Annotated in this window: 21 protein-coding genes; 6 read left to right on the top strand and 15 right to left on the bottom strand. The window is 28.1% G+C overall.

Translation table 11 applies throughout. From position 1 onward, the window contains the following. Positions 1-84 precede the first annotated feature (84 nt). Positions 85-507, bottom strand: coding sequence for a hypothetical protein (locus Fi14EGH31_RS04215; protein WP_022000850.1), 423 nt, complete (start codon positions 505-507; stop codon positions 85-87). A 98-nt stretch (positions 508-605) separates the two neighbouring features. Between Fi14EGH31_RS04215 and Fi14EGH31_RS04210 the strand changes: the two genes are divergently transcribed. Together Fi14EGH31_RS04210 and Fi14EGH31_RS04205 are read left to right on the top strand one after the other, a co-directional pair. Beyond that, positions 606-1,244: a hypothetical protein gene (locus Fi14EGH31_RS04210; protein WP_022000851.1), complete on the top strand. Its 639-nt coding sequence runs from the start codon at positions 606-608 to the stop codon at positions 1,242-1,244. 64 nt (positions 1,245-1,308) lie between these two features. Then, a complete protein-coding gene (locus Fi14EGH31_RS04205) occupies positions 1,309-2,544 on the top strand; it encodes a 6-phosphofructokinase (protein WP_022000852.1) in 1,236 nt (411 codons plus the stop codon). A gap of 155 nt (positions 2,545-2,699) precedes the next feature. Here Fi14EGH31_RS04205 and Fi14EGH31_RS04200 read toward each other — a convergent pair whose 3' ends face one another. Then, positions 2,700-3,449 carry an exodeoxyribonuclease III gene (locus Fi14EGH31_RS04200; protein ID WP_022000853.1) on the bottom strand — a complete coding sequence of 250 codons (750 nt, stop codon included), beginning with the start codon at positions 3,447-3,449 and terminating at the stop codon, positions 2,700-2,702. 101 nt (positions 3,450-3,550) lie between these two features. On the opposite strand from Fi14EGH31_RS04200, the gene Fi14EGH31_RS04195 reads away from it, so the two are divergent. Further along, positions 3,551-4,009 carry a TspO/MBR family protein gene (locus Fi14EGH31_RS04195; RefSeq protein ID WP_022000854.1) on the top strand — a complete coding sequence of 153 codons (459 nt, stop codon included), beginning with the start codon at positions 3,551-3,553 and terminating at the stop codon, positions 4,007-4,009. On the opposite strand, the gene Fi14EGH31_RS04190 is transcribed toward Fi14EGH31_RS04195, so the two are convergent. The 4 genes from Fi14EGH31_RS04190 to Fi14EGH31_RS04175 are packed head-to-tail and all read right to left on the bottom strand — an operon-like array spanning position 3,996 to position 6,650. Continuing rightward, the gene (locus tag Fi14EGH31_RS04190) at positions 3,996-4,388 is read right to left on the bottom strand and encodes an MG284/MPN403 family protein (protein WP_022000855.1); all 393 of its coding nucleotides are present in this window, start codon (positions 4,386-4,388) and stop codon (positions 3,996-3,998) included. The genes Fi14EGH31_RS04195 and Fi14EGH31_RS04190 overlap by 14 nt on opposite strands. A 48-nt stretch (positions 4,389-4,436) precedes the next feature. Continuing rightward, positions 4,437-5,171, bottom strand: coding sequence for a tyrosine-protein phosphatase (locus tag Fi14EGH31_RS04185; RefSeq protein WP_022000856.1), 735 nt, complete (start codon positions 5,169-5,171; stop codon positions 4,437-4,439). Between the two features lie 14 nt (positions 5,172-5,185). After that, positions 5,186-5,830 (bottom strand): TatD family nuclease-associated radical SAM protein, encoded by a 645-nt coding sequence (locus tag Fi14EGH31_RS04180; protein ID WP_117832581.1) that lies wholly within the window; start codon positions 5,828-5,830, stop codon positions 5,186-5,188. A 1-nt stretch (position 5,831) separates the two neighbouring features. Beyond that, positions 5,832-6,650, bottom strand: coding sequence for a pyridoxamine kinase (locus Fi14EGH31_RS04175; RefSeq protein WP_117832583.1), 819 nt, complete (start codon positions 6,648-6,650; stop codon positions 5,832-5,834). A gap of 99 nt (positions 6,651-6,749) precedes the next feature. On the opposite strand from Fi14EGH31_RS04175, the gene Fi14EGH31_RS04170 reads away from it, so the two are divergent. Next, positions 6,750-7,358: a peptidylprolyl isomerase gene (locus tag Fi14EGH31_RS04170; RefSeq protein WP_107029887.1), complete on the top strand. Its 609-nt coding sequence runs from the start codon at positions 6,750-6,752 to the stop codon at positions 7,356-7,358. A gap of 12 nt (positions 7,359-7,370) precedes the next feature. Here the strand turns inward: Fi14EGH31_RS04170 and Fi14EGH31_RS04165 are convergent, their stop codons facing one another. The 7 genes from Fi14EGH31_RS04165 to Fi14EGH31_RS04135 form a co-directional block, all read right to left on the bottom strand. Further along, positions 7,371-8,708 (bottom strand): MATE family efflux transporter, encoded by a 1,338-nt coding sequence (locus Fi14EGH31_RS04165; RefSeq protein ID WP_022000860.1) that lies wholly within the window; start codon positions 8,706-8,708, stop codon positions 7,371-7,373. Then, positions 8,698-9,120 (bottom strand): MarR family winged helix-turn-helix transcriptional regulator, encoded by a 423-nt coding sequence (locus Fi14EGH31_RS04160; RefSeq protein WP_022000861.1) that lies wholly within the window; start codon positions 9,118-9,120, stop codon positions 8,698-8,700. Before Fi14EGH31_RS04160 ends, Fi14EGH31_RS04165 begins: the two co-directional genes overlap by 11 nt. Before the next feature lie 99 nt (positions 9,121-9,219). After that, positions 9,220-9,561 carry a response regulator gene (locus tag Fi14EGH31_RS04155; protein ID WP_117832585.1) on the bottom strand — a complete coding sequence of 114 codons (342 nt, stop codon included), beginning with the start codon at positions 9,559-9,561 and terminating at the stop codon, positions 9,220-9,222. Positions 9,562-9,988: 427 nt separating this feature from the next. Next, the gene (gene proS / locus Fi14EGH31_RS04150; protein ID WP_118748949.1) at positions 9,989-11,428 is read right to left on the bottom strand and encodes a proline--tRNA ligase; all 1,440 of its coding nucleotides are present in this window, start codon (positions 11,426-11,428) and stop codon (positions 9,989-9,991) included. Positions 11,429-11,487: 59 nt separating this feature from the next. Continuing rightward, entirely contained in the window at positions 11,488-14,499 is a 3,012-nt protein-coding gene (locus tag Fi14EGH31_RS04145; protein ID WP_117829058.1) for an AAA family ATPase, read from the bottom strand. Further along, the gene (locus tag Fi14EGH31_RS04140) at positions 14,486-15,613 is read right to left on the bottom strand and encodes an exonuclease SbcCD subunit D (protein WP_107029883.1); all 1,128 of its coding nucleotides are present in this window, start codon (positions 15,611-15,613) and stop codon (positions 14,486-14,488) included. Before Fi14EGH31_RS04140 ends, Fi14EGH31_RS04145 begins: the two co-directional genes overlap by 14 nt. Then, positions 15,610-16,023: a GNAT family N-acetyltransferase gene (locus tag Fi14EGH31_RS04135; RefSeq protein ID WP_118473418.1), complete on the bottom strand. Its 414-nt coding sequence runs from the start codon at positions 16,021-16,023 to the stop codon at positions 15,610-15,612. Before Fi14EGH31_RS04135 ends, Fi14EGH31_RS04140 begins: the two co-directional genes overlap by 4 nt. A 150-nt stretch (positions 16,024-16,173) precedes the next feature. On the opposite strand from Fi14EGH31_RS04135, the gene Fi14EGH31_RS04130 reads away from it, so the two are divergent. Beyond that, positions 16,174-16,470, top strand: coding sequence for a hypothetical protein (locus tag Fi14EGH31_RS04130; RefSeq protein WP_107029881.1), 297 nt, complete (start codon positions 16,174-16,176; stop codon positions 16,468-16,470). A gap of 54 nt (positions 16,471-16,524) precedes the next feature. After that, a complete protein-coding gene (locus Fi14EGH31_RS04125; protein ID WP_022000869.1) occupies positions 16,525-17,508 on the top strand; it encodes a PD-(D/E)XK nuclease family transposase in 984 nt (327 codons plus the stop codon). Positions 17,509-17,712: 204 nt separating this feature from the next. Here Fi14EGH31_RS04125 and Fi14EGH31_RS04120 read toward each other — a convergent pair whose 3' ends face one another. After that, a complete protein-coding gene (locus Fi14EGH31_RS04120; protein WP_022000870.1) occupies positions 17,713-18,762 on the bottom strand; it encodes a type IV pilus twitching motility protein PilT in 1,050 nt (349 codons plus the stop codon). Between the two features lie 11 nt (positions 18,763-18,773). After that, a complete protein-coding gene (locus Fi14EGH31_RS04115; RefSeq protein WP_118632628.1) occupies positions 18,774-20,447 on the bottom strand; it encodes a GspE/PulE family protein in 1,674 nt (557 codons plus the stop codon). Between the last annotated feature and the right edge of the window lie 11 nt (positions 20,448-20,458).

The following is a 20,458-nucleotide window of genomic DNA, read 5'->3' as shown; positions in this document are numbered from 1 at the left end:
CACATTGATAAATTAGTGCCAATATAATTTTATTGATTTAATATTTTTTTATTACAATAAGAAAATAAAAAAGGAGCCTCGCTCCTAATAGTAATTTCGTATAACATTTACCATATCTTCTATATAAAGCCTTGCATTATCAATAATAAGAGGATTGATTTCCTTTCTTTGATCAAAGGACATTTTGAAAGTATATTGTTCTCTCATAAGAGGTAATTGTTGATTTTGACAAAGATGAATTACTTTCATCAATCTTTTGCTATTAATAAAAAAACAATTGATCAATGCTAGATTTTTTACATTTTGCCGACTTAATGATTGTATAAATTCCAGCAACTGTTTATCTTCAAATAACGTATCATCAAACCCAATAACAAGTAAATCAACATCATGATCGCTATGATAATGATTTAAATCTTGAGCATGTGTTTTGACCCACCTTGCCATTTCATCAGCGACACACTTTATATATTTAGATTTTGTTGTATAAACAATATCGATTTTCATTTCTATCACCTAATTTATTTTAATACAGAAATATGAACTAAAAATGTATTTAATTGTTAATAATTATAACAAAACCTATTGTTTATTTGGAGGATTCTATGAAAAAAATACTAAAAATTTGTATAACTTTATCTTTTACTTTTTTACTTACTGGCTGTGTAGACTGTTTAGTTTCTTTAAATTATTCTAAAATAAAAAAACCTACTCTTTATGGTGAACTTACAATAGAGCCTCAAATTTTAGAAAAATATAGCATGTCTATTTCACAAATAAAAAAACAATTATTGGATTATGATTTTTTTAAAGATTGGACAATAAAAAAACAAACCGATTCTTCACTTTCGATAGAATCTCCTACTTCTTTTATTAAAGAAATTTCTACGCTTACAAAACAAAACAATAAATATATTTTATCTATTGATATTCCTAAAAATATGCTCGATACTTCAGAATTGAATCATTATAAAAATACTTTACAACTTTTAAATTCTAGTAATGCTACCTGCTCTTTTAAAATTACTATGCCAGGTACAATTATTTCCAGCAATGTTGGCAAATATCAACAAAATGTAGTAACAATTAATCTCTTTGAACTTTTTATTGAAGAAAAAGCTTTATCTTTTCATATCATTTCAAAAAAAGAAAATAATCATTTATTACTTTATTTTATAACTCTCATCATTTTACTTGTTTTAATCATTATCCTTATTTTCATCAAAAAAAGACAAAAAGACTAGAAGATTACTTTTCTTTAATGCGGGTATTTGATAGAATAAAGGCGTTAAAGGAGACAAGAAGAATATGAAAAGAAACTGTATTATTGGACAATCTGGAGGACCCACAATCGCAATTAATGCTAGTCTTGCTGGGATTATTCATCGTGCTAAAGCATCTCAAGAATTTGAAAATGTTTATGGGATGATCAATGGTATCAAAGGTCTACTCGAAGGTAGATATATGGATTTATTAGAAGAATTTGATGATGGTGATAAAATCAATGCTTTAAAACAAACACCTGCCATGTATTTAGGTTCTTGCCGTTATAAATTACCTACTTTTCAAGATGACGAAGATACTTATGTTAAATTGTTTAGAATTTTAAAAGAATTAGAAATCACTGATTTTTTCTATATTGGTGGTAATGACTCAATGGATACCGTTATGAAATTAGATGATTACGCTAAATATATTAATAGTGATATTCATTTTATTGGTATTCCTAAAACCATTGATAATGACTTAATGGGAACAGATCATACACCAGGATTTGGTTCTGCCGCTAAATATGTTGCTGCTTCTATCTTAGAAGTTGTACATGATAGTTTAATTTATCAATTACAATCCGTTACAATCATTGAAATCATGGGAAGAAATGCAGGGTGGTTAACTGCCGCTGCTGCTCTTGCGAGAAATGAATATAATGTAGCTCCTGATCTTATTTATTTACCAGAAGTTGTTTTTGATAAAGATAAGTTTTTAGCAGATATTCATGAAGTCATGAAAAGAAAAAGATGTGTTGTCATTGCTGTATCTGAAGGTATCAGAGATCAAAACGGTCACTTCTTAGATGATGATAGTAAATACGCTAAAAAAGATGCTTTTGGACACGTCTTACATTCAGGAACAGGAAAATTACTTGAATCTCTTGTATTTAAAGAATTTGGATGTAAAGTTAGAAGTATTGAATTAAACGTTTTACAAAGATGTGCTATGCACATTGCTAGTAAAACAGATTTAAATGAATCATTTGTTATTGGTTCTAAAGCTATCGATAAAGCTTTAGAAAACGTTTCTGGTCATGTAATGGGATTTAAGCGTCTTTCTAATCATCCTTATGAAATCGATTATATTTCTACTGATGTAAGAGAAGTTGCTAACTATGAACAAAAAATTCCTGTAGAATGGATCAATGAAGAAGGAAATGATATTACTCAAGAACTATATGAATATTTATATCCACTTATTCAAGGTGAAGTACATGTTACTTATAAAGATGGTATTCCTTCTTATTACAGTTGTAAACATTTAGAAAAATAAAAAGAACTGCTACAAATAAACGTAGCAGTTTTTTAATGCTTTGCTTTAATATAATAATAACCAAAAATCGTTAGATCAATAGTCAAGGCAATAATAGAAATTGTGACTAGTGGTGAAACGTTAATCATTTGTATTATATTCATAATACACCTCCGCTAAAGATCTATTGTAAGAGTTACAGGACAATGATCACTTCCCATAATCTCTGTTTCAATTGTTGCATCAATAATCTTATCCTTTAAGCTATCACTAACAATAAAATAATCAATACGCCATCCCGCATTTTTTTCTCTTGCTTTAAAACGATAAGACCACCAAGAATAAACACCTTCTTGTAAAGGATAAAGATAACGATACGTATCGATAAAACCGTGATTTAATAACTGAGTCATTTTTTCTCTTTCTTCATCAGAAAAACCCGCATTTTTACGATTTGATTTAGGATTTTTCAAATCTATTTCTTGATGAGCAACATTTAAATCACCACATAAAATAATTGGTTTATCTAAACTTTCAAGATACTTTAAAAAATCATCTTCCCATTTCATACGATAAGATAGACGTTTGAGTTCATTTTGACTATTAGGAGTGTAACAAGTAATGACATAATAATTTTCAAATTCCAAAGTAATTAATCTACCTTCTTGATCATGTTCTTCTTTATTCATTCCATAAAAAACATTCAATGGTTTTTCTTTACTATAAATAAGTGTTCCACTATACCCTTTTTTAACAGCACTGTTTAAATAATAATGATACCCTTCAATCTCTAAATCTGCTTGACCACTTTGCATTTTAGTTTCTTGAACACAAAAAATATCTGCATCTAATTGATAAAAGCTATCTAAAAAACCTTTTTGTAAACATGCTCTTATTCCATTTACATTCCAACTTACTAATTTCATAATTACCTCTTTCTCCAATATATTCTATTATATAACATCTCATTCATGATTTGAACGTATATTTTTAAATAAATAGGGATATACTAAACTAGGTGAACATTATGAAAAAAAGAACATTCATTATTAGTTTGATTATTCCTTTATTAGTAGGTGCTATAAGCGCTTTTATCACAAATAATCAAATGGAAACATATAGCAATTTAAATACCCCCTTATTGGCTCCTCCAGGATGGTTATTTCCTATTGTCTGGACCCTTCTTTATATTTTGATGGGAATTTCTAGTTATTTTATTTATATCAGTCATGATCCTAAACGTGAAAACGCCTTAATTGTCTACTCTTTTCAATTATTTATTAATTTTTGTTGGCCACTTTTCTTTTTTAATCTTCATAATTATTTTCTTTCATTAATGATTTTAATAGCTTTGATTCTTACTGTTATTTATATGTTGATCATTTTTAAAAAAATTAATCCAAAAAGTTTTTATCTAAATATTCCTTATATTCTTTGGTTATTCTTTGCTTTATATTTAAACTTTATGATTTTTATAAACAACTAAAATAGAACAAAGTTTCTTCCATGGCCCTTGTTTTAAGACGATAGTATGTACTCCGAGAATAATAATCAATCCACCAATCTTTACCAACTCTCTCTATAAATTCTTTTTCAATAATAATTTTACTCTCCATCGATAAACAATCTAAAATAAATTCAAATGTTGCAATAACTTTCTCTAATTCTTCTTTTAACACCAATTGATCATTCAATTGACTTCCTTTATCTTGATAATACATCTTCTTTTCTTTAACGGTATCAAATTGAATCGATGGATAAAAATTCCTTTCTTCTAAACATTTAAGTTGTAAAACAGCACGGTGATACTTTTTAAATAGATCTTCTAAAACATCTTGTTTTTCTTTAAACGTTAATGCCTTCATAAAAAAACCTCCTATGTTTATATATGACAATAGGAGGCCTTTTTTCTTTTAAATTATGAAATTTTCTTTAATTTCTTCAATTTCTTCATCACTAAAACCAATATTTAATAAATATCCTTTAGTACTACCATAATTTTCTCTTAAATACGCAATAAATTTCATCATCACTCTTGGATCAGAACCTAAGAATTTTTCATCTTCACTTGGTATCATTTCTTCCAATTGTTTAATCATTGCCATATTATTTTCATAAGATTCTGAATAATCTTTAACAATATCATATTCATGACATCCCGCTAGATCTAATAACATGCATGCAATAACGCCTGTACGATCTTTACCTGCAGAACAATTAAATAATGTGCAGTCATAGGGATGGTTTAAAAAGATATTAAATACTTTTTTTAATTGTTTTTTATTCGCTTCAATCATAAAAATATAAAAACCACTTAAATCTTGATAGTCTTTAATATCATTTGGTAATACTGACATATTTTCATTTTGTAGTAAATTAATATGATAATACTCTATATCTTTATACCCTTTTAAACTATGCGGTTGATGAACTAATTCATAATCACTTCTTAAATCAATGACAGTGCGAATACCATATTGATAAAATTGTTCTTTTAAATCATCACTGATCCCACTTGGACATGTACTTCTAACATATTTATGTGATTTTGTATAATATCCTTCTTGTGTTTCATAACCACCTAAATCTCTTACATTGGTCATTTTTCCTATATGAAGTAATCTTTCTTCACGAGATAATTGCATCATTTTTTCTTTCCTCACTAATCTTCAAATGGTCTTATTCTTAAAGTTACCCCAATATTTTGAGCAATCTGTTTACAAATTTCTACATCTTTTTCAGGAATTGTTGTATCAACAATCGTTAAAACAACATGAGGCACATAGGCTTTACATTTTTTAGCAAAATCTAATAATTCATCAAATGAATCAATTCCATATTGGCTTCTTGTAAGTTTTAAATAATCTTCTTTATTATTTGTATTTAAACTAATAGAAACAGTATCTAACAATCCTTTAAATTCAGGCGTAATATCTCTTTTATTATATAAAGAAGATAACCCATTGGTATTCACTCTTGTAGGTAGATCGGGTCTTCTTTCTTTTAAATACTTAGCAACTTTCATTAAATCATCATGTCTTATAAGTGGTTCACCAAAACCACAAAAAACAATTTCTTTAAAATCATTTAAATCATATTTTTCAAATTCTTGAATAATTTCATCAACCGTTGGTTCTTCTTTTAACCATAAAGAATTATTTTCAATCATTTCCTTTGTTTGTCTTAAACAAAATGTACATGAACATGTACAACGATTTGTCGAATTAACATAACATGTAATCCCTTTAGTACTTTCTAAATGTGCAATATCAATATAACTATTTTTATATAATGTATATAATATCATCTTAATCCCCCAATTCTTTTAATAATGGTTCAAAACATAATCCCATATGTGGATGAGCATCAATATCTACAGAATGTTGAATGCATTTAGAAGCAAAATCTGTTGATTTTTTAACAGCTTCTAAAAAATTTTGCTCTTTCAAATAGCTTCCTGCAATTACTGCAGAAATAACATCTCCTGTGCCACTACGATCTTCTCCAATACGTTTTGCATAGATTTTTTCAACTTTTCCATGGTTATAAACAAAATTTAAAATTTGATGACCAATAGAAATACCCGTTACTACAATCATTTTTGGACCCATTTGACTTAATTTTTCACACATGCGCTTAAGTTCTTGCTCATTGCTTGTTTCATGATAAGCTTCATCAATCAAAGCACACAATTCTGTTAAATTAGGTGTAACAATTGCCGCATAAGGCATGAGTTTTCTCATTTTTTCTTGCATTTCTCGCGTATAAGTCGGATAAAGTTTTCCATGATCACCCATGACTGGATCTACTAAAATAAAGTTTTTTTCTGTTTTAAAATCTTTAAAAAATTCTTTTACTATTTCTATTTGTTTCGCAGATCCTAAAAAGCCACTGCATATTCCATCAAAATCAATATTCATTTTTTTATATGTTTCAATATAATCATTCATCTTTGATGTATAATCATCAAAAAAGAAATCTTTATGGTATGTATTGATAGATAAAATTGCTGTTGGTACAAAAGCTGTTTCAATTCCCATAGCTGAAATAATTGGCAATTGACAGGCTACTGAACATCTTGATAATCCTGTTACATCATTTACTAATACAATTCTTTTTTCTCTCATCTTTAAAACCTCTTTCATGTATTTTAGCACAATCAAGTCTTATTGAGTATCTTTTTTTCATAATTCATATTTGTTATAATATTGAAAGAGGTGAAATGAATGAAAAAAATGCTAAAAGTACTTTTAGTTTTAATGACTGTTGTTTCCATTGCTGGATGTTCTTCTAAAACAACAACAGAAAAAGCAACTAAAAAAACAAAAACTTTATCAGGAAATTATCAAGTTGAAATTAAAGTTAAAGATTATGGAACAATTTATGCTGAAATTGATGCTGATACAGCACCAATTACAGTAACAAACTTTGTAAAGTTAAGTAAAGAAAAGTTTTATGATGATTTAACTTTTCATCGTATTATTGATGGTTTCATGATTCAAGGTGGAGATCCTAAAGGAGATGGCACTGGTGGAAGTAAAGAAACAATTAAGGGAGAATTTTCAGATAATGGGGTAAAAAATCCTTTAAGTCATACACGTGGAGCTCTTTCTATGGCAAGAAGTCAAGATAATGATAGTGCTTCTTCACAATTCTTTATTGTTCAAAGTGATTCTACTTATTTGGATGGTCAATATGCTGTTTTTGGTTATGTTTATGAAGGCATGGACATTGTTGATCAAATTTGTAAAGATGTAAAAGTAGAAGATAATAATGGAACTGTAAAAAAAGAAAATCAACCTGTTATTGAATCGATTCGTTGTAAAAAGATATAATTAAAAAGAAGCTCAGGCTTCTTTTTTTAAGGCATTTTTTAATAATAAAACAGTAATAATAAACGCTGATAGATCCGCAACAGGGACAGCTATAAAAATACCATCTAAACCTATAATCGATGAAAAAATTATGATACAAGGAATTAAAATAATAATTTGTCTCAATAAATTTAAAACACTTGATATTTTTATCTTACCAATCGCTTGAAAATAGTTTGCACACATTACTTGTGCACCAATAACCGGTAAACACATAAACCAAATATGTAAAGCATGGCTACATAATTTTACAACATCTGCTTCATCATTAAACATATAGACAATACTTTTTGTAAAAAATTGTACTGCGATAAAACCAATCAAAGCAATCATTGTAGCACCTATAATTGCGTATTTTAATGTTTCTTTAACACGATCCATTTTTAAAGCACCATAATTATATGAAATCAATGGTTGTTGACCTTGCATCAAACCAGTAATTGGCATTAAAATCAATGTTTGAATGCTTGTAACAATACCAATAGCACTTAACGCTAAATCTCCACCATATTTAACAAGAGACGCATTCAAAATAATATTTAAAACACTATTCGATATTTGCATTAAAAATGCAGGTATTCCTGTTTGAATAATTTGTTTTGAAATATTCAACTGTAATTTCAATAAAGTTGTATTTAAAGGAATAATCGTTCTTTTTCCAAATAAAAATGCAAGTTGCCATAAAGCACTTAAAAACTGTCCACCAATCGTTGCAAAAGCAGCTCCTTTCATTCCCATATGGAAAATGCAAATTAAAATATAGTCAAATAAAATATTAAACCCTGCTCCGATCAATTGTGAAATCATGGCATTTTTAGGATTTCCTTGAGCTCTAGAAAAATTATTTCCTGCCATTGCAATACATTGAAAAACAGCACCATATAAAATAATACTTAAATAATTTTCAGCATAAGGCAAAACAGTTTTTGAAGCACCTAATAAACGTAACATTGGTGCTAAAAAAACATTTCCTAAAATCATAAAGACTAGGCCTAAAATAATTGTTAAAGTTAGACCATTTCCCATATACTTTCCAGCTTCTTCCTTTTTACCTTGTCCTAACGCTATTGAAAAACGAGTGGCTCCACCCATTCCAATCATTAAAGAAATGGCCATTAAAACAAGAGTTACAGGATAACAAATACTAATTCCTGCTAAACCAATTGACCCCAATTTTGGAGCATTTCCAATAAACATACGATCAACGATATTATAAATTGCATTAACAAGCATTCCGATAATAGCTGGAATTGAAAATTCTACTAATAAAGGTAATATATTTTTAGTCCCCATCTTATCATCATTTTTCATACGTATCCTCCAAATTCATTTTCATTTTTAATAAAAGTTCTTCTAAAAGAATAAGCTCATTTTGATCAATATCTTTAATCATCATCTCTGTTGTCTCTTTAATGACATCTTTAATTTTAGGATATAATTCTTTTCCCTTAGAAGTTAAAGACAAAACATGATTTCTTTTATCCTCTTTTGCTGTTTTTTTAATAATAAATCCCTTATCTTCTAATGTTTTTAAAATTCTCGTAACTGCACTTTTATCAATTTGTAATCTTTTATTTAAATCTTCTTGTTTGATATTATTTTCTTCATAAATAATTTTTAAAGTAATCGCTTGTCCATGGGATAAACCAAACTCTTTAAGTTGGACATTCATATAACTATTTTTTTGATTATGAAGAATAGAAATTAAGCGTGATAAATTCATATTTTCTCCTATAGTTGACACATCAACTATAGGAGATTTTATATCTTTTGTCAATAAAAAAAGAAATATATATCGAATATATACTTCTTTTATATTGTGTTATTTAAGAATTGAAAGAAGGCCTTTTTCATCTATTGGTTTTGATATATGTCCATTCATCCCTTGAGCAATCGCCTTTTTTCTATCTTCCTCAAAGGCATTAGCTGTTAAAGCAATGATAGGAATCGTGGTTTTGTCTTTATTTGACAATTGACGAATAGTTTGTGTTGCCTTATAACCATCCATATGAGGCATTTGAATATCCATTAAAATCAAATCATAGCTTTTAGCAGGCATTTGTTCCATTTTGGCCACACATTGAATCCCATCTTCAACACGTTCAACTATTAATCCCATATCTTCTAAAAGAGTAATCGTAATTTCAGCATTCAACAATCCCATTAGGTGCTAATTCATATGCTTCAATAATATTTTTATTTTTTTATATAACTTGCAAGCTGATTAAACTGTTCATCACTGATTGTATGTTTTGAAGATATAATATTTTTAAACATTTCAGAATTTTCTAAATATCTTCTAAGTTGTGTTTCTATTTTTCGAACAGTATCTTCTGCAGTATAACTTGCACTTATTTTTTCTTTATTTACTTCAAATTGAATTAAAACAAATAAACATGATACCCATCACTATAATAAAAAATAGGCCTGTTTTTCTTTTTAATTTATTTAATTGAACAGCCTCTTCTTTATTCATTACTTCTACCTATTTATCCAAACATTTACAAATTCATTATACACATTTATATAAATTCTCTCTATAAAAAGCTTAATAAAAAAGAGCAATCTTAATGATTACTCCTTTATACAAATTAATAAGCTTTTGCAAAGTAAACAACTTTTTTAGCTGGTTTACCACAAATTGGACAAACATCTCCAAATGGTTCTTCATCCTCTTTGATACATCTTGATGTAGCACCTGTTTCTTCTTTGATTTTAGCTTCACAAGCATCATCTTCACACCACATCATACGAATGTATCCTGCTTTAGTATTTAAGATTTCTTTAAATTCATCATATGTTTTCGCAGTTCTAATGTTTTCATCTCTAAATTTCAATGCTTTTGCATACATTTCATCATGAATTTGGTCTAATAATTGATGAATTGTATTTGGTAATTCTTCATTTAAAGCATATGTTTCTTTTGTACCATCTAATCTTTTAGCTAAGACACATTGTCCTTTTTCAATATCTTTAGGTCCAATTTCAAGTCTTAATGGAATTCCTCTCATTTCAGCATCTGCAAATTTATAACCTGGTGTTTTATCACTCGCATCTACTTTAACACGAAGCCCAGTTGCTTTTAATTGTTTTTCAATTTCATAAGCCTTATCTAAAACGCCTTCTTTATGTTGCATAACTGGAACGATCATCACTTGAATTGGTGCCACTCTTGGTGGTAAAACAAGTCCATTATCATCTCCATGAACCATAATGATTGCTCCAAGTAAACGTGTTGATACTCCCCAAGAAGTTTGATAAACATATTCTTGTTTATTATCTTTATTTAAGAATTTAACATCGAAAGCTTTTGCAAAACCTTGACCAAAATAATGAGATGTTCCTGATTGTAAAGCTTTTCCATCATGCATTAAAGCTTCAATTGTATAAGTTTCTTCAGCCCCTGCAAATTTTTCACTTTCAGTTTTACGTCCAGTAACCATTGGAATTGCAAGTAAATCTTGTGCAGTAGAGCGATAAATTTCTAACATTTGTAAAGTTTCTTTTCTTGCTTCTTCTTCACTGGCATGAATTGTATGCCCTTCTTGCCATAAAAATTCAGATCCACGTAAAAATGGTCTTGTTGTTTTTTCCCAACGTACTACTGAACACCATTGATTATATAATTTTGGTAAATCACGATAAGAATTAACAATTTTTGCATAATGTTCACAGAACAATGTTTCAGAAGTAGGTCTAATAATCAAATTTTCTTCTAATTCATTTAAACCACCTTTTGTAACAACGGCACATTCTGGTGCAAAACCTTCTACGTGATCAGCTTCTTTTTGTAATAAAGATTGAGGGATCAACATCGGCATATAAACATTTTCATGTCCTGTTTCTTTAAATTTTTTATCCATATGATTTTGAATTTGTTCCCATAAAGCATATCCATAAGGGCGATAAATAATAAACCCTTTCACACCACTATAATCCATTAATTCAGCTTTACGACATACATCTGTATACCATTTAGCAAAATCAACATCTCTAGCAGTAATAGCTTCATTTTTCTTGTTATTTGCCATCTTTTTTCCTCCTCTAAAATGCTCCTCTATTTTACTATAGAAATGATAAACAAGCAAGATTAGATCGTCTGAATCACACTTTGTTTTTGTTTTCTTTCAACTACAAGTTGTCGTTCAATACGATCTTTTAAATCACTAACATGTGAGATGATTCCAATTAATTTATTTTCATGATGCAATTCCATTAAACAATTCATTGCTTGATCTAATGATTGACTATCTAGAGAACCAAACCCTTCATCAATAAAAAGCGTATTTAATTCAATTCCTCCAGCATAATCTTGAACCATTCTTGAAAGTCCTAAAGCAAGAGATAAAGCCGCTTTAAAGGATTCCCCACCAGAAAGTGTCTTAATACTTCTAATATTTCCACTTTCTTGATCAAAAACATCTAATTCTAACCCTTGCTGACTTCTTCCTTTACCTGCATCATCTTTCCTTAATAATTGATATCTTCCTTGACTCAATTGTTTCATGATCACATTGGCATAAATCAACATATTTTCAAAATAAGTTGCTAGTACATATCTTTCAATCGACACTCTTGCATTATTTTTACCACTTGCTAGATTATAAAGATCTAAATATCTTTGATAAGTATCTTCATCTTTTTCTAATTGTTGATTGATTTTTTGAATATCTTTGATCATTTTTTCTTTTAATGAATAATCTATTTTTAATTTTTCTAAATCATCATTTTTTTCTCTCAATTGTTGATTTACTTCTTTAATTGTTTCACTTAAAGAAGATAAATCAACATATGTTGAATCTTTGACTTCATTTTCTAATGAAATAATCTGTTCATTTAAACTCTTTAAAGAAATTAAATAATCTTGATATTTCTTTTCCAAGATACTGATTTGATTGATTTGTGTTTTTAAATTTAAAAATTCTTCTTCATTTATAAATGCATCTAAAGCAGTATGATATTTATTATCTAATTCATCATATATTTCTTGTTCTTGAATAATTTGTTGATTCAATGACGAAATTTTTGTTTTTATTTCAAGATATTTATTTTTGACCTTTTCATAATCCTGTTGAATAGTTTCTATTTCTAATGAAAGTTGACGATATTCTTTTTGAACTTGTTGATAATTTTTATTAACTTCTCCAATTTCATATTGTCGCAGTGAATCATTTAATTTACCAGATAATTGATGAATTTGTACTTGAATATTCTCTAGACTTTGTGCTTGTTTTAATTCTTTACTTTCATAAGTAGACATATCTTTCAATGAAAGAGCCACACTCTTTTTAAGCTTTTGAATATATTTAAGTTCATCTTGTAATTCAAGATATTCTTTTTTCATTCTTTTTTCATCTTTTGATAAATGATCTAATTCTTTAATAAAGATTTCTTTAGATATCTCTTCTTGAATATTAAGTTCACTTGAAAGTTGTTTTGTTTGTTTAACAAGCATTTCCTTTTTTTGATTAGATAAGAGTATTTTTTGTAAGATATCTTGTAACCTATGTTCTTGTTGTTTTACTTTTTTAGCTTGTTGATCTAATTTTTCTTTTGTTATATCTTCTTTTTCAATTTGTGCCGGATGAGGATGATGTAAAGAGCCACAAATAGGGCATGGTTGATCCTCTTTTAATTGTAATGCAAAAATACCTGCTTGTTTTCTAAAATACAATTTTTCCATTTGATTATATTGCATTTTTTCATGATCAACTTGTTTTTCAACAACTGTATACTCTTCTTGTAAATCACTTTTATTTTCATTAAGTTTGAGTATTTGATCATAATAATCCGACAATTGATGAACTTTTACTTTTTGTTCGTTTAAACGAACATATTGTTGTTTGATCAGTTCATATTTAGATTGTACTTGTTGTTCACTTTGGATTCTTTCTTGATCTCTTTGCAGCCCATTTTCAAATTTTTCTTTCTTTTTTAAAAAGAGTTTATGTTCTTCATCTAACATTCTATATTGTTGTTTTAGAGTTTGTAAGTTTTGATAATCATTTTGATATTGATAGATTTGATTGATTAATTGTTTCGTTTCTTGAATTTGGTTTTGTAATTTTTCTTTTGTTTGTTGTTTGTAGTCAAGAAAATCTGCTTGTACCTTTTTTTCTTGATAATCTTTTTCAAGTTTTTTTAATTGTTTTAAAAAATCTTCTTGATTTAATTTTAAGGTTTGAAGTTTCTTTTGTTGTTTAATATAAGAAATATATAAATAATTTGTTTCTTGTGCTTTTTTTAAAGTATCTACAGTTTTATTTAATTCTTGATAATCATTTTCTTGTTTCTTTAAATCTTGAAATTGTTGTTTTAAATCTTTTAATTGTATTAATCGTTGATTTTGCAAGCGATAGAGTTGTAATTGTTGTTTCTTTTGATCTAAATCTTTTTTTAAATCATCATATTCTTTTTGTTGACTTGCGATAAGTTTTGTTTGTTTAGATAAATATTCTTGATGATCTTCAACTTGTAATTCTTGCATCAAATCTTTCCTTTTATTCAATAATAAATCATATTTATCCTGATACGTTTTTAGATGAACTTTAAGTTTTTCTTCTAACTTTTGATACGTCTCACTATGAAATAACTCTCTTAATACTTTTTCTCTTTCATCACTTGAAGCCATAATCAATTTTGTAAATTCTCCTTGAGCAATCATACAAATCTGTTTAAATTGTTGATCATCGACCCCTAATAAAGAAATCATTTTTTGATTGACTTCTTTAATACCTTCGACCATTTTGCCATCTGGTAAAATAAGTAACGCTGAAGGTTGTTTAGGTGTTTTTTTCCCTTCTAGATAATATTTAGGATTTCTTTTAATTGTATAATTTTGTTGATGCAAAGAAAATGAAAATTCAACAAAAGTAGGAATTTCATTTAAGGCATGATCACACCTTAAACTGTCCGTTTGTCTAATTTGACCACTTGTTTTACCATATAAGGCAAAGATCATGGCATCAAAAATCATCGTTTTTCCACTACCTGTAGGCCCTGTAATTAAAAAGAGACCATCTTCTTGAAATGATTCAAAATCGATTGTGATTGTATCTGGATAAGGTCCAAACGCTGATAATGTAAGGCTAATGGGCATCATCTTCACTTACCTCCTCTAGTAATTGTTGAATAATTTCTTCACTTTCTTGACTCATTGCTTCACCTTTCATTTTTTCATAGAATTCTTTAAATATTTCTATTGGAGATTGTTTTTCAACATCTAAGGAAGAAGCTGTTTGATTTGTTTTAAGTTTTTCTAGTGATTGATAAGTAATTTGTAATAAATAAGGGTATTTTTCTTTTAAAAAATCATATGCATGACCAATGACTTGTTTATCTAATAATTCTACCGCTACAAAATCATTTTCGTTATTTGGATAATGTAAAACATCTTCATATTTTCCAACGACCTTCACTAGATCTTTTTGTGGCTTTAAAGGAATAATTTGCGTAGAAACCCCAGTTTCATCAATAGTTACTTCAACCATTCCTTTTTTTTGATGAACTTCATCAAATGAATACTTCATTAAACTTCCTGCATATCTTACATAATCATATTTAATTTTTTGACTTGCATGAATATGACCTAAAGCTACATAATCAAAATCTTTACATAAATCAACATCAATAATTTCACTACCACCCACGGAAAGAATTACTTCACTTTCACTTCTAATCACTTCTTTATTTCCCGCAATAAATTGATGTGTTACAAGAACTTTAGGATGGTCTTCAACAAATGTTTGTTGACTTAAATAATATGCAAAAGCATCCTGATACGTTTTTAAATCATCTTTTTCATATAAATAACGTATATAAGAAGGTTTAAAAAAAGGAACCAAATAAAAATAAACACCTTCTATTTCAATTGGTCTTATTTCTTTTTCAGGATAAGAAACAATATACAAACCTTGACTTTGAAGTAAAGAACTTGCAAAATCAAGTCTTTCACTGCTATCATGATTTCCTGAAATGATCAATACTTTTTTATGATAATGTAAAATCATTGCTTCTAAAAAATGATTTAAAGCAACTATACTTTCTTTAGAGGCAATCGCACGATCATAAACATCTCCAGCAATTACTAAAGTATCTATTTTTTTTTGAACCATATAATTCATCACTTGATTTAATAAATCAATTTGAATATCTAATAGATTATTTTGATAAATAATTTTACCTAAATGTAAATCCGCTAAATGTATAAATTTCATAACTCCTCCAAATCCAAACAATATATTCTTTTTATATAATCACCTTGATCAAAATCTTTCTTCAAACATGCAGGTACTTCTTTTGTTTCAAGATACTTAAATGGCAATGACTCAATAATCTTACGACTTGCTATATTATCAGGAGAACATGTAATCATTAATTGTTTAAATCCTTTTTCTTTTGCTTTATCAAACAATAATAAACAAGCATCTTTACTATAATGATACCCTCGGTATTCCTTTTCTATCGTATAACCAATATGTCCATCATAATATCTTTCTTCATTACTACCTTCTCTTAAAACAATTCTTCCTACTTCTATATGATCGACCATGATTAAATATATATAATAAGGTTTCCAACCACGTGGAAGATTTTCTTTTTCATATGTTAAAAGTTCTAATTTCATAAAATCACCTATCCCTATTGTATCATGTATCTATCAACAAATTAATATAATAATCTCTTTTAAATCCATTTATTTCCACTTTAAAAATTTATTTTACATATTCTTTATTTATTTAAAATATGCTATTATAGATAGTAGGAAGTGGTAAATATGTATAATTTATATAAAGAATATCTAGAATACTTTGACTTGTTAGATAATCAAATACTTTTACGTTCTCGTGATAGAAAGCTTGAAGAAGCAAATAAAAAATATGAAAATCTAATCAATGAAACAAAAGAAAGCATTATCAGATACTCTCAACTAAAATTTCATGAAGATATAAGCAGTTCTATAAATACTCTTTCTAAATATCAAATTTTTGATCTTTTAGATCATTTATATGATTTTAAAGAATTTGAAGAATTAAAAAAACATCTTCAAAACTTAAAAATTTTAATTTTTTGATAAAAAAAAGAAAAACACTCATAAAAAGTCAATATAAATAATGGAGGACTTTTTATGAACAAAAATAGAGAGAATTTTAAAAAATATTCAAATGATTTATATTTTCATCATTTGCTTGTTGAAAATGAAAGAATTAGAACCCTTATTTGTCAAGAGCTTATTTTAGACAGAGAGATTGTTTCTACTAAATTAAAAAACGCACAACAATATGGTAAAAATTTCTATGAAAAGAAACTTATTTTAGATATTTTAGCTATTGATGATGTAGGTGATCTCTACAATATCGAATTACAAACTTATGGTTTAAATGAAGAGATACTTGTTCGTTTTGAACTTTATAATGCTGAACTTTTAAGACAACAGGTAAAACAGGGAGAAGATTATACTAGTGCTCATGTAGTAAGATCATTAATTATCAGTTATGGGCATATTTTAGACAATGCTCCTCTTTATAAATGTTACTTTAGAATGGTTGATGATGAACATCATATTGTCTATCCATTTAATCGCATGGAAATAACAATTATTCAACTCGAATATATCAATCAAGTAATTAATGAAATGACGAGTTTTAATCAGTTGATGTATCTCTTTAAAAACGAAAAACCATATGATAAAATTGAAATAGATTATAGAATAAAGGAAGCGATACAAATGCATGACAAATATATATCTTCTGAAGAATCATACCTAGAATATCTTGATCGTTTAGATAATGAAATATTGCTTCGTTCTCGTGATAGAAAAATTAAAGAAGCGAATCAAAAAGCCGAGAAAGAGAAGAAAAAAGCGGAGGAAGCAAACCAAAGAGCTGAAAAAGCAAATAACGAAATAGATAGTATTCTTGATGAAACAAAGGAAAGTATTATTAAGTATATTAAAATGCAATTTCATGAAGATATCAGTGATTTTATAAGCACTTTTTCTAAACAACAAATTCGTAATCTTCAAAAACATCTATATGATTTTGAAGAATTTGAAGAATTAAAAAATTATTTTCAAAAACCAAAGGGTTTGTCAAGAAAAGTGTGTAAGTAATTTAAAACTTACTAAAAAATAGGTTATTCAAGTTTGTAATTATTTCTTGTAGTGTCACTAAAAGAACTTGTATTTAATAAACAGCAGTGTTAAAACCTATCTTTAATACTGCTGCTTTTTGAATATATAAAAGGTTATGCAATATATGAATAATTGCATCCTTCTCAAATCAAAAGAATAAGCAGACTCGCTTATTCTTTTTAACTATCTTATTAATTGTCTTAATTCTCCAACATCAAGAGAATATCTTTCTGCTACCATACGATTTACTTTTCCAGTATTTACTAAAGTAGCAAGTGATGCATTTAATGTTGTCATTCCTTCATTTCTTCCAGTTTGAATCATTGTATCTATTTGATGACCCTTATTTTCCCTAATTAAATTTTTAATAGCGTCATTAGCAATCATGATTTCTAAAGCAGCTGCTCTTCCCTTACCACTTGCAAGTGGTAAAAGTTGTTGAGTAACAACCGCTTGTAAAACAGAGGCTAATTGAGCACGAATTTGAGCTTGTTTATGAGGAGGGAAAACATCAATAATACGATCAATTGTTTTAGGAGCACCAATAGTATGAAGTGTACTAAATACAAGATGGCCTGTTTCAGCTAAAGTAATAACTGCTTGAATCGTTTCATAGTCTCTCATTTCTCCAACAAGAATAACATCTGGATCTTCACGCATGGCACTTTTTAAAGCTGTATCAAAAGAATCAACGTCTTCATGGACTTCTCTTTGATGTATAAGAGCTTGTTTTTGTTGATATACATATTCAATTGGATCTTCAATGGTAAGAATATGACAATTTCTCATTGAAGAAATAAAATCAATCATTGCTGCTAAAGTTGTTGATTTTCCACTTCCTGTAGGACCGGTTACTAGAACAAGTCCTCGAGGAAGTAAAGCCAATTTATGTAAAACATCAGGTAAATTTAATTCTTCTAATGTCTTGATTTGTTCATTGATGATACGAATTGCGGCTGTCATATAACCTTGTTGAAAATAAATATTAACACGATGTCTTCCTAAATCATTTACATAGACAAAGTCAGCATCTTCATGTTTTTCTACAATCTTTAAAATTCGATCTTTACACATTGATAAAATCATTTCTTTTATTTCTTCATTACTAAAAGTTTGTTCAAATTCAATAAGTTTTCCATCTTGTCTCAATGTTATACCTGTATTTTCACCAATATGGACATCACTACATCCTTTAATTCTTGCTTCATTTAAAATATCATTAATATTTGCCATAACATTCCCCTTTAATCAATATAAGCAATAATCTTATTGAATTCATCTACTGTTGTTTTACCTTCTTTAACAAGTTTTAAAGCTTGATCTCTTAAAGTTTCTACTCCTTGTTCTTCAACAAGATATTTCATAATATCATCTATTTCTTCTTGATTAGAAATCATTTTACGTACTTTACTATCTATTTCAATAACTTCATGAATAGCAATTCTCCCCTTATAACCTGTTTGATTACAATGAGGACAGCCTGTTCCTTTAGATATATATTTGATTCCTTCTTGTAAAGCTAAACGATCAGATAATGAAGTAGCTACTTCCTTTTTACAATAAGGACAAACCTTTCGCATTAAACGTTGAGCAACAACACCTACTAAACTGTTAGCAACCATATAAGGTTCAACACCCATTTCTTCAAGCCTAACAATCGTACTAATAGCATCGTTCGTATGTAATGTACTGACAACCAAATGTCCTGTAATAGCTGCACGAACAGAAATTTCAGCAGTTTCTTTATCACGAGTTTCTCCAACCATGATTACATCTGGATCTTGTCTCATTAAAGCACGCAATCCTCTATCAAATGTAAGACCAGACATTGTATTGACTTGCATTTGATTAATACGATTTAATTTTCTTTCCACAGGATCTTCAATCGTTGAAATATTGATTTGTCCTTGAGCTAATTTTTCAAGGATCATATAAAGTGTTGTGGTTTTCCCACTTCCAGTAGGACCCGTAACATAAATAATTCCATGTGGCATAGACATCATATGATTCATTTTCTTAAAGTTTTCTTCTGTCATTCCAAAAGTACTTAAGCGGTCAATAGTACTATTAGAATTCAAATAACGCATAACAATCTTTTCACCAAAGATAGTAGGAATAACAGATACACGAATATTTAATTCAACTCCATCAATTACTCCCATAAAATGACCATCTTGAGGTAATCTTTTTTCAGCAATATCCATGTTAGATAAAATTTTAATTCTAACAATCAAAGCCGCTTGTATATTTTTATTTAAATCTAAATAATCAACAAGCATTCCATCAATACGCATTCTTACATGCAATTTTTCTTCAAATGGTTCAATATGAATATCAGAAGCACTTGTATTATATCCTCTAATTAACAATGAATTTAATAATTTAACAACAGGTGTATCATCTTCATTCGCATCAAATAAATTTAGATCCTCTTCTACTTCAGGTAAAGTCGATTCATCAATATCATCTACTAAATTCAAAGTATCAACATCTGAATAATATCTTTCAATAGCAATTTGAATATCTGCTTTTGTTGCAAGTGAAACACTAATACGACAACCTGAAACAAGTCTTACATCTTCTAATCCATAATAATTTAAAGGATCACTTGTTGCTACTGTTAACACATTGTCATTAAAAGCATAACCAATGACATTATATTTTTGTGCCATTGCTTCAGGAATCTTTTTAACAGCATTAATATCAAAATCTATATTATCCAATGAAACTAAAGGCTCAGCTAATTTATCAGATAAAGCTTCTAACATTTGTTGTTCACTAACAAAACCTAAATCTATTAAATGTTCCCCTAATCTTTTACTTCTATCTTTCTTTTGGGCATCTAATGCAATCTGTAACTGTTCTTCATTAATATACCCATATTCTTTTAATACTTCACCTATTGGTAAACTTTTCATGTGTCAACCTC

The organism is Faecalibacillus intestinalis (assembly GCF_015097455.1).
Taxonomy (GTDB): Bacteria; Bacillota_I; Bacilli_A; order Erysipelotrichales; family Coprobacillaceae; genus Faecalibacillus; species Faecalibacillus intestinalis.
Note: the sequence above shows the minus strand (reverse complement) of the source record. Positions and strands in the feature narration are given on the sequence as shown.

Bases quoted from the DNA above. Each gene is read 5' to 3' on its own strand.
- Fi14EGH31_RS04215 (WP_022000850.1), bottom strand. From the start codon at position 507: ATGAAAATCGATATTGTTTATACAACAAAATCTAAATATATAAAGTGT.
- Fi14EGH31_RS04210 (WP_022000851.1), top strand. From the start codon at position 606: ATGAAAAAAATACTAAAAATTTGTATAACTTTATCTTTTACTTTTTTA.
- Fi14EGH31_RS04205 (WP_022000852.1), top strand. From the start codon at position 1,309: ATGAAAAGAAACTGTATTATTGGACAATCTGGAGGACCCACAATCGCA.
- Fi14EGH31_RS04200 (WP_022000853.1), bottom strand. From the start codon at position 3,449: ATGAAATTAGTAAGTTGGAATGTAAATGGAATAAGAGCATGTTTACAA.
- Fi14EGH31_RS04195 (WP_022000854.1), top strand. From the start codon at position 3,551: ATGAAAAAAAGAACATTCATTATTAGTTTGATTATTCCTTTATTAGTA.
- Fi14EGH31_RS04190 (WP_022000855.1), bottom strand. From the start codon at position 4,388: ATGAAGGCATTAACGTTTAAAGAAAAACAAGATGTTTTAGAAGATCTA.
- Fi14EGH31_RS04185 (WP_022000856.1), bottom strand. From the start codon at position 5,171: ATGATGCAATTATCTCGTGAAGAAAGATTACTTCATATAGGAAAAATG.
- Fi14EGH31_RS04180 (WP_117832581.1), bottom strand. From the start codon at position 5,830: ATGATATTATATACATTATATAAAAATAGTTATATTGATATTGCACAT.
- Fi14EGH31_RS04175 (WP_117832583.1), bottom strand. From the start codon at position 6,650: ATGAGAGAAAAAAGAATTGTATTAGTAAATGATGTAACAGGATTATCA.
- Fi14EGH31_RS04170 (WP_107029887.1), top strand. From the start codon at position 6,750: ATGAAAAAAATGCTAAAAGTACTTTTAGTTTTAATGACTGTTGTTTCC.
- Fi14EGH31_RS04165 (WP_022000860.1), bottom strand. From the start codon at position 8,708: ATGAAAAATGATGATAAGATGGGGACTAAAAATATATTACCTTTATTA.
- Fi14EGH31_RS04160 (WP_022000861.1), bottom strand. From the start codon at position 9,120: ATGAATTTATCACGCTTAATTTCTATTCTTCATAATCAAAAAAATAGT.
- Fi14EGH31_RS04155 (WP_117832585.1), bottom strand. From the start codon at position 9,561: ATGGGATTGTTGAATGCTGAAATTACGATTACTCTTTTAGAAGATATG.
- proS (WP_118748949.1), bottom strand. From the start codon at position 11,428: ATGGCAAATAACAAGAAAAATGAAGCTATTACTGCTAGAGATGTTGAT.
- Fi14EGH31_RS04145 (WP_117829058.1), bottom strand. From the start codon at position 14,499: ATGATGCCCATTAGCCTTACATTATCAGCGTTTGGACCTTATCCAGAT.
- Fi14EGH31_RS04140 (WP_107029883.1), bottom strand. From the start codon at position 15,613: ATGAAATTTATACATTTAGCGGATTTACATTTAGGTAAAATTATTTAT.
- Fi14EGH31_RS04135 (WP_118473418.1), bottom strand. From the start codon at position 16,023: ATGAAATTAGAACTTTTAACATATGAAAAAGAAAATCTTCCACGTGGT.
- Fi14EGH31_RS04130 (WP_107029881.1), top strand. From the start codon at position 16,174: ATGTATAATTTATATAAAGAATATCTAGAATACTTTGACTTGTTAGAT.
- Fi14EGH31_RS04125 (WP_022000869.1), top strand. From the start codon at position 16,525: ATGAACAAAAATAGAGAGAATTTTAAAAAATATTCAAATGATTTATAT.
- Fi14EGH31_RS04120 (WP_022000870.1), bottom strand. From the start codon at position 18,762: ATGGCAAATATTAATGATATTTTAAATGAAGCAAGAATTAAAGGATGT.
- Fi14EGH31_RS04115 (WP_118632628.1), bottom strand. From the start codon at position 20,447: ATGAAAAGTTTACCAATAGGTGAAGTATTAAAAGAATATGGGTATATT.